Below are 8,937 nucleotides of genomic sequence, written 5' to 3' on the forward strand. Positions count from 1 at the left end.
GACGCGGATCTTGCGGGCCGACAACGGTGCCGAAGTCACGTTCGGCGAGCTGATGCGCACCGGCGAGCGGCCCCTGGTCTGGTCGCTGGACGAGCAGCTGCGGATGGTGGCGAGGCCGATGACGAACGTCTTTCCGAGTGGACGCAAAGAGGTGTTTCGGCTTCGGCTGGCGTCGGGACGCGAGGTGCAGGCGACGAGGAACCATCCGTTCATGACGCTGGACGGCTGGACACCGTTGGAAGAGTTGACGGTTGGAGACCGGCTGGCGGTGCCGCGCCGGATTCCGGAGCCCGTTCAGACGGTGCGGATGGCGGAATCCGAGGTGATTCTGCTGGCGCACATGATCGGTGACGGGTCGTGTGTCAAGAAGCAGCCGATTCGGTATGCCTCGATCGACGAGCAGAACCTCGCCGCGGTGTCGGCGGCTGCAGCGCACTTCGGCGTGACCGCCGTTCGGGATGACTACGCGGCCGCGCGTGTTACTACGCTGCGGCTGCCGGCGCCGTACAGGTTGACCCACGGTCGGCGCAATCCGATCGCGGCGTGGCTGGACGAGCTGGGCCTGTTCGGGCTGCGGAGCCACGAGAAGTTCGTGCCAGACGTCATCTTCGCCGCGCCCAATGATCAAATCGCGCTGTTCTTGAACCACCTCTGGGCTACCGACGGGTGCGTCCGTTGGGATGAGAAAGGTCGGCAAGGCCGGATTTATTACGCATCTACCAGCCGCCGTCTCATCGATGAGGTATCGCAACTGCTGCTGCGCCTAGGCATCCTGTGCCGAATTTATCGAGTCCCCAAGCGCGGCTACCGAGACTCGTATCACCTGAACATCTTTGGCACCGACAATCAACGGCGATTTCTTCGAGGCGTGGGCGCCAACGGCCTGAAGTATTTCCCCTGCCGGGAGGTCCTCGCCAAGTTGGAGGGCGTTTCGTGCAGGGCCAACTCTGACACGATCCCAATTGGAGTCTGGAACCAAGTCAAGGCAACGCTAGCGAGCCGGGCGACGACACATCGCCAGTTCGCAGCCGCGATGGGTACGCAGTTCTGCGGATCGACGATGTGGAAGCACGCGCCCAGCCGTGCTCGGCTGCATCGCGCCGCGGCATTGCTTGACGACAGTGAAGTACATGCGCTGGCAACTAGCGACGTGTTCTGGGATCAGATCGTGGAAATTACCAGCATAGGTGAACACGATGTGTTCGACGGTACTGTTGACGGCACGCATAACTTTGTGGCACAAGGTATTTCAGTCCATAACTCGCTCGAGCAAGATGCGGATATGGTCATCCTGCTGAACCGGCCCGACGCGTTCGATCGCGACGATCCGCGCGGCGGTGAGGCGGATCTGATTGTGGCCAAGCACCGTAACGGCCCGACTAAGACGGTGACTGTTGCCCACCAGCTGCATCTCTCGCGCTTCGCCAACATGGCGCGGTAGCATCTAAACAGCTGTAGGGTCTCACGGAACGTGGCGGAATCTCACGGACTATGGCGGAGCGATGGCGGATCCGCCAAATTCGTGAGACACGCGGGTTGTTCAATCCGAGGCCCGCGCCAACGGCTATGTGACGATCAGGTCACCAAAGCAGTCTGATCCGATTGCAGGGCCGAGGTGATCGCCATGGGCCACAGTGGAGACAAGGCGTCGGGTGTCTCTGTCTCATACCGACGTGCGGACGACCTGAGTGAAGTGGCACGAGAGTGGGCTGCGGCGGGGATCGACGAGCTCGCCAGCGCGACTCCGTGGCGGACGTTCAGGTGGCACCGCGGGCAGAAGCACTACTCGGGTACCTACTGGTCGAGCACCCTCGGCGGTCACGTCATCTACGAGTCACGACTTGAGTTGACGCGCTTGCTGTTTGCCGATTTCGACACAAGTGTGCGGCGGATCGTTGCCCAGCCGTTCCTGCTCCGAGCTTCAGTTGACCGCAAGCCGCGAAAGCACATCCCGGATTACTTGTTAATCACGAATACCGGCCCGGTAGTCGTGGATGTGAAACCCGCCGGCCGGCTTGCGGATCCCAAAGTGGCTTTCGCATTCGAATGGACTCGCGAACTCGTTGAGGCGCGGGGCTGGCGCTATGAAGTGGCGACCGAACCCAACGCGGTTGAGTTGGAGAATGTCCGTTTCCTTGCGGGATACCGGCGCAGCTGGTTGTTCCGTCCAGAGTTGCTGGTACAAGTGCGGGAGAAGAATCTGGATGGCGCACCGCTCGCGGATGCCTTCAAGTGTCTGCCAGGGGAGCCGATCAATCATGTCAAGTCTGCCGTGCTGCACCTTCTCTGGCGTCAAGAACTTCTAATTGATCTGAGCGAGAGACTAAGCGGGCAAACAGAACTGAGAATTGTGGCATGACTTCGGCTGGGGTACGAATCGGCGTGGGCACCAGACTTGTGCACGATGGTGAGTTGGTGGAGATCGTTGAGATCCACACCGGCCAGACAGGTATGGACGTCGTATTGAAAGGGACGTCGAAGAAGGCGGTCATCCGAGCCCGCCTCAACGAACTTCTCATGTCAGACAGCACGCGAGTAATCCCGGATTCGGAGGGGCCGTGCAGCGATGACGACTTCGAGCCTGCCGGGATTGTTCTCGCACAACTCAGCGACGTCGAGCGCAACGAGATGACCGAGCGAGCGGCGCACGTCCGCGAAGTGCTCACCGGATTCCGTTCGGGTAGTGCGGAGTTGGCGCTTCCCGGGGAGCCGCGACCGGAGTACCAAGCCGTTGTGCCACTGTCGAGACGTTACGCAAGCAAAGGGCGGGAGCTTGGTGCTGGGGTGCGATCCATCGAACGTTGGGTCCAGCAGTTCCAGAAGCACGGTGAAGCGGGTCTGGCGTCGACGCGGGTGAGGAGGACTGCAGGCCCGGGCGGGAATGTAGACCCGCGGTGGACCGAGACCGCCATTGAAGTGATGGTGGAGCACACAGACCAGTCGCGCCCGTCGCAGACAATGGTGATCACGCGCGCCAACGCCAGAGTCGTCGCGCGGTTCGGTGAGGGGGTGGTGGAGTTACCCTCGCGGGCTACGGCATTCCGCGTTCTTGCCGAGTTAGAGAACCGGTACCCGACGTTTCGGTTGAGCACGAAGAGGAATCGCGACATCGCCGATCGTCCGGATGGCGTGTACGGAAAGCTACGTCCGACGAGGCCGGGTGAGTACCTGTTGATGGACACTACGCGGCTGGACGTCTTCGCTCTGGATCCGGTCACGTTGCGGTGGGTGCAGGCAGAGCTGACGATCGGGATGGACTGGTACACACGCTGTGTCAACGGCATTCGGGTGACGCCGGTATCGACGGAGTCGGTGGACGCCGCGTCTGTGTTGTATCAAGCGTATCGGCCGCGGCCCGCAGGCAAGGACTGGCCAGCTCACGCGGTATGGCCCCAGCACGGTGTCCCGAGATCCGTCCTGATCGATGTCGACGCAATTGGCCGGCCCGGCGCGGCCGGGCCGGCCATCGTGCCCGAGACCATCGTGATCGACCACGGCAAGATCTACGTCTCCGAGCATCTGACGAGTGTGTGTCAGCGGATGGGCATTTCGATTCAGCCGGCGCGGTTGCGGACGGGTCGGGATAAGGGGCCGGTGGAGCGGTTCTTTCGCACCATCCGCGAGGATCTGTTGCAAGTCTTGCCGGGATACAAGGGCCCTGATGTGCATTCCCGCGGGCTGGAGCCGGAGTCTGAGGCGTTTTTCTTTCTCGATGAGTTGGAGGCGATCATCCGTGAGTGGGTGGCCGTGGTTTATCATCACCGGCCGCACGACAGCCTGATCGATCCACGTGTTCCGGGGTTGCGGATGTCCCCGGCGCAGATGTTCGAACACGGCGTCGCGCGGGCGGGCTACATCGAGGCCCCGCGTGATCGCGATCTGGCCCACGAATTCCTCAAGACCGAGTTCCGGAAGGTCCAGCACTACGGGGTGGACTTCGGCGGCCGCCGCTACAACGGCCCGTCACTGAATCCGTACCGCAACATGACCAGCCCGTACAAGGGGAAAGCCAAGGGCCGCTGGCCAATTCACTACGACCCCGACGACATCACCCGCGCCTACTTCCGCGACCCGGAAACACGCGAGTGGCACACCTTGATGTGGGAGCACGCGCCATCGATGACGATGCCGCTCAGCGAGGACGCGCTGCGGTTTGCGCGCAAGCTCGCCGCCTCGAAGTACACCTACCCCGACGACCGACTTGCGGTCGCCGACCTGTTGGAGCGGTGGAACCTGGGGCTGGGATCAACATTGAGTGAGCGGCGCATGGCGTTGCGGCTTTCCCGCGAAGACGCCCTGATCGACCAGAGCGAGCCGCAGGACGAGGTCACCACCTTGCCGTCAGTCGCCCGCGTGCTGGCCGCAGCCCATCCAGCTGCCGACGAGGATGATCTAGACAACACGATCGATGAACCCGGTCCCGAGACCGGCGATGACGATGCCGAGGAGGATCTCGACGACTACCCCGACGACTTCTACGGCGACGCCCTGGAGGACGCGTGATGGCCAAGAAGAATCCGGCACAGCATGAATCCGAGTCCCGGTTGGACAATCTCACGTTGGCCCGCAAGGAGGGTTGGCAGCGGTTCGTCAACACCGCTGCCCGGATCCCACCGGAGCCCTTGACCCGCAGGCAACTTGAGGCGCTCGGCGAGAAGGCGTTCGACGACTATAACCGGCAACGCCGCGAATGGCACGCCAACCTCGGGCCGATCAAAACACCACAGCTGGCCGCGTTGCACGAAGACTTGTGGGACATCGTTGACAGTAATGCCCAAGACGGCGACAAAGCCAAGGGTGCGGTGGCCATCGACGGGTTCCCCGGGCTCGGAAAGACCACCTCGGTCCTTGCGTTCGCCCGCCAGTATCACCGCCGTGAGATCAAAGCACTCGGTGACACCACACATTTGGGCGACGAGCGCTGGCCGGTATGCCGCGTCGGGTTGACCGGAAACACCGGGATGAAAGAATTCAACCGGGCGATGCTGGAGTTCTTCGCCCATCCCGGCGTCCGGCGCGGAACAGCCGTGGACTACGCCCGCCGCGCTCTGGATTGCATCCTGTCCTGTGAAGTGCGCGTCCTCATTGTGGACGATCTGCATTTCCTGCAGTGGCGCAACAGTTCCGGGATCGCGATCAGCAACCACTTCAAGTACATCGCCAACGAGTTCCCCGTGACGATGATCTTCATCGGTGTCGGGCTGGAGGCGCGCGGCCTGTTCTCCGAAGGCGGCGAATACCAGGACGCGGTTCTCGCTCAAACCGGCCGCCGCACCACCGCCCTGGTTATGGAACCATTCGCGGTGAACACCGAAGATGGCCGGCTGCAGTGGCGCCAGCTGCTGTTGGCAATTGAGCAGCGGGTCGTCTTGGCCGACAAACAACCCGGCATGCTCGCTGACGAACTGTGCGACTACTTGTACGCGCGGTCCACCGGCCACATCGGGTCTTTGATGACGCTGATCAACCGCGGCTGCCAACGTGCTATCCGTAGTGGTGAAGAGAATCTGACCGCCGACCTCCTCGACAAAGTCAAAATCGACGCTGCGTCCCAGAAAGCCCGCCAGGAACTGGAAATGGCGATTCACACCGGCAAGATCAGGGTCCGCCGGAAAGCCGGATAGCCGCGGTCCGGCAAGAGATGACCACCATGGACGCGGTAACACGCACCCTGCCGATGCGTCTGGACCCCGTCGACGGCGAAGCCCTGGACTCCTGGCTGGAAGCGGTAAGTCACCGCCTCACATCGGCGTGGGGCGATTTCGCCGACGCCATCGGATTGCCCGCCCCCAACGGCTCCAGTGGCACTCCCTGGCTCGCGCGCTTGACACCCTCCGAAGCGGCCAGTGTCAGCGTGGCCACCAGGTTCGCGCCGACACAGCTTCGGATGATGACGTTGGATCGCTACGACGGCACCGGCGTTGCGATCCGCCACGACATCAGAGCAGTGAACCGCGCGTTCCCCTGGTCGCGGCTGCGGTTCTCACGGTTCTGCCCAGAGTGCCTGCGTGACAGCGGCGGCCGCTGGCAACTGTTCTGGCGCCTGGGTTGGGCGTTCGCCTGCGAGGAACATCAGTGCCTTCTGATCGACGAATGCCCAGTGTGCGGTCAACGGCAACGCGGGCGGCCGTTACGCGCCGACGTGGTTCCCAACCCAGGACACTGCGCCACGCAGGCTGCAGATGCCACCGGAGGGGCACCGGCGCGCTGCGGTACCGACCTGTCGGCCGCGCCGCGCCTCAGATTCCCCGTCGATCACCCCGTACTCGCGGTGCAACACACCATTCGCGCGGCCATCGAGACCGGCACCGCCACGTTCGGTATCTACCGGGAGCATTCGGTGCCCGCCGCCGCCGCGCTGGCCGACCTACGCGCGGTCGCCGGACGCATCCTTTCCTACGGCACCGAAGCCGAGCTGCGTCGGATTCTGCCGGCTGACCTCCACGCCGCCCATTTTCAAATGAAGGCAGGATCCGATGATCGGGGCGGCCCGTCTCGCCGCGGCGACAAACCGGGCCGTGCGGCGCCGGGGCATGCACTGATCGCAGCGGTAGGCGCGACTGCCGCGCTGGGCATCCTCGGCGCCCCCGACATTGCCGCCGCAGGCGCGGCACTACGTGGGCATATCACGGGTGCACGGGAACGTGGGCTGGCGGTCAGTAGCTCCAACGTCGGGTGGGGCAAGCGATCCACCCACCTGCTGACCGCGACCCAATTGGTGGCGCTGGGCCCGCTGATGAAACTCAGCGACCAACTCCGCCACCGCATCGGAGCAGCGATTCCCACAAGGCCCTCGCACGACCACAACACCGTGGCGGCGGTTGCCGCGAAGCTTCCCGCCGTGCTGTGGCCAGAATGGTCACTGCGTCTGGCCCCACCCCGGATGGACTACCAACGTCTGTGCACCGCCTTATCGAGTGCGACACTGCTGGTCAACACACGCCTGTCCTGGACCCAAGCCAGCGCAGCGATGGGCCGCGAAGGCACCGGTCACACCTTGTCTCAAACTCTCCAGCAACTGCAGGCCAGCCCGCAGTGGGACGACATCCGCACGGCCATCGTTCGCCTCGCCGACTACCTTTTTCATACGACTGATTGCCCGATCGACTACCGGCGCCGCCGAACCCTGGACTACAGTTCGCTGCTGACCCCGCCAGCGTGGCAACGCATCTGCCGCGACGTCGATATCCGCACCGGGCACGGAAAGAAGGCCCGTATGGCCCGCTGTCACCTGTATAGCCTGGTCAGCGGAGTCCCCGCCCGCTGCGCGCCCGGGTACGTCGACACCAAAGAGTTCGCCGCACACCTGGCCGCCTTCCCGACGCTGCTGACCCCCAGACTGGTAGCTGCCCTCCACGACGAGGCTCGAAAGTTTCTCGAACACCACCAGGTCGACGAGCCGGTCACCTGGCATCCACCGCTAGACCTGATGTCAGGCCTTCGACCGCCCGGCGTCGACCTCGAGACTATCGACACCACCCAACTGCACCGGCTGTCACGGCAATCGTTGCCGCTCAGCGTGATCGCCCAGCGCCTGGACACGTCGCTTGATGCGGTCCGGTACGCGCTCACGCTGTACCCATCTCCCGACCACATGCGCAGCCACGGCTTCAGACGTGCGCCTGTGCTCACCGACCTCGCGAAGGAACTGTCGGCGACAACTCTCGCTGACCTTTACCAGGAACAGAAACTTTCACTACGGGACATCGCCGCCCTCTACGGCGCTGAACACAAGGTCGTTAACCAACTTGCACGGCAGTACGGGATCGAGCTGCGGCCCGCACGACGTCCCCGCCAGCATGAGGAAATTGACCGGGACTGGCTGTACACCGAGTACATCATCAACCGCCGCCCACTCCCGGAACTGGCAGCCGAAAAGGGCATGAGCACGACGACGATGTCTCGATGGGCCAATCTTCACGGGATCCAGCGCCGCGCCCAGGGCGGACCAAGCCACACCGCAACTTTGAACGCCGCCGACAATGCACCGGAGACTCTGAGGCCCGCTCTCCGGCAAATCGGTGGTGCCCAACGTCTGGCGAGGTTTGTTGCCGCCAGTGACTTTCCCACCGTAACCGTGGCTGCGGAGACCCTCGGGCTCTGCCAGCCGGTTTTGCACGGTCAGATCACTCGCCTTGAAGCAGAACTGGGTGGTCCGCTACTGGATCGCGCCCAACGTGGTCAACTAATGGCAGTGACGGACCTCGGCGCCCGTGTCCTGGAGGCGTGGGCAACATGGAACAGCGGGCAGCAGCGCAAGCCATGATCGACACGCGATGGGCATCGGACGATGCTGGCGCCGGCTGGCCCCTCGACAATGCAGTGACGTCGCGAGCGCCAGCGAGAAGACCGACAAGGTGATGTAGCGACGCCGTTGAGCCCATTTTGACGATGGCCCCGGCCAGGTGCCTGCACGAAAAGCCGCGACATCCTTTTTGCGGTCGCGTGGCGGAATGGGGGTCGCGTCCAGATTCCGGTGTAAAAGCAGGGCCAAGTTCGGCGCTTCGCTGCCAGCATATGAACGGCTGGAGTCGGCGCGCCAGGTTCCCTCAAACCGTCTTCGGGTGTCAAACATGACAGGGCTGGGTGAGGATCAGTTCGGACGCTAGCGCGTGTGCGTTTTGGGTTCGCTTCTCGGACACACGTTACAGGCTTAGAGGTATCGACAGACCTGTTCGGCGGTGCAGGTGGTGGGCTCGGGTGTTGCTGCCTGGTCGCGTAATTGGGCAATCGTGTCGCGAAGAGCAACGAGCTTGTTGATCTGCTCGTCGACGTCGGCGAGTCGGGTGTCGAGAAGGTCGCGGACGTGCTCGCAGGGGGCCTGACCGCGGTCTCGAATACGCAGAACCTCACGGATCTGGGCGAGTGTGAGCCCCGCGGCCTTGCCTCGGTGGATGAAGTCGATCCTGGTGACGGTGTCGGGCGAATAGTCCCGGT

Annotated in this window: 6 protein-coding genes; 5 read left to right on the plus strand and 1 reads right to left on the minus strand. The window is 63.4% G+C overall.

Annotated elements, in window-relative coordinates; translation table 11 throughout:
• The 5 genes from AC2VOU_RS20470 to AC2VOU_RS20490 all read left to right on the plus strand — a co-directional run.
• The coding region (locus tag AC2VOU_RS20470) for an LAGLIDADG family homing endonuclease (protein WP_486959011.1) at positions 1-1,441 on the plus strand (1,441 nt) is incomplete at its 5' end.
• A gap of 183 nt (positions 1,442-1,624) precedes the next feature.
• Complete coding sequence (locus AC2VOU_RS20475) at positions 1,625-2,359, plus strand: TnsA-like heteromeric transposase endonuclease subunit (RefSeq protein ID WP_486959016.1); 735 nt, start codon at positions 1,625-1,627, stop codon at positions 2,357-2,359.
• The gene (locus AC2VOU_RS20480) at positions 2,356-4,503 is read left to right on the plus strand and encodes a Mu transposase C-terminal domain-containing protein (protein WP_486959012.1); all 2,148 of its coding nucleotides are present in this window, start codon (positions 2,356-2,358) and stop codon (positions 4,501-4,503) included. Before AC2VOU_RS20475 ends, AC2VOU_RS20480 begins: the two co-directional genes overlap by 4 nt.
• Positions 4,503-5,624: an ATP-binding protein gene (locus tag AC2VOU_RS20485; RefSeq protein WP_486959013.1), complete on the plus strand. Its 1,122-nt coding sequence runs from the start codon at positions 4,503-4,505 to the stop codon at positions 5,622-5,624. The genes AC2VOU_RS20480 and AC2VOU_RS20485 overlap by 1 nt, the downstream gene beginning before the upstream one ends.
• Positions 5,625-5,650: 26 nt before the next feature.
• Positions 5,651-8,266, plus strand: coding sequence for a TniQ family protein (locus AC2VOU_RS20490; protein WP_486959014.1), 2,616 nt, complete (start codon positions 5,651-5,653; stop codon positions 8,264-8,266).
• Between the two features lie 387 nt (positions 8,267-8,653).
• On the opposite strand, the gene AC2VOU_RS20495 is transcribed toward AC2VOU_RS20490, so the two are convergent.
• On the minus strand, positions 8,654-8,937 hold a 284-nt coding region (locus AC2VOU_RS20495; RefSeq protein ID WP_486959015.1), incomplete at its 5' end, for a MerR family DNA-binding protein.

Source organism: Mycobacterium sp. TH-M25 (assembly GCF_057473665.1).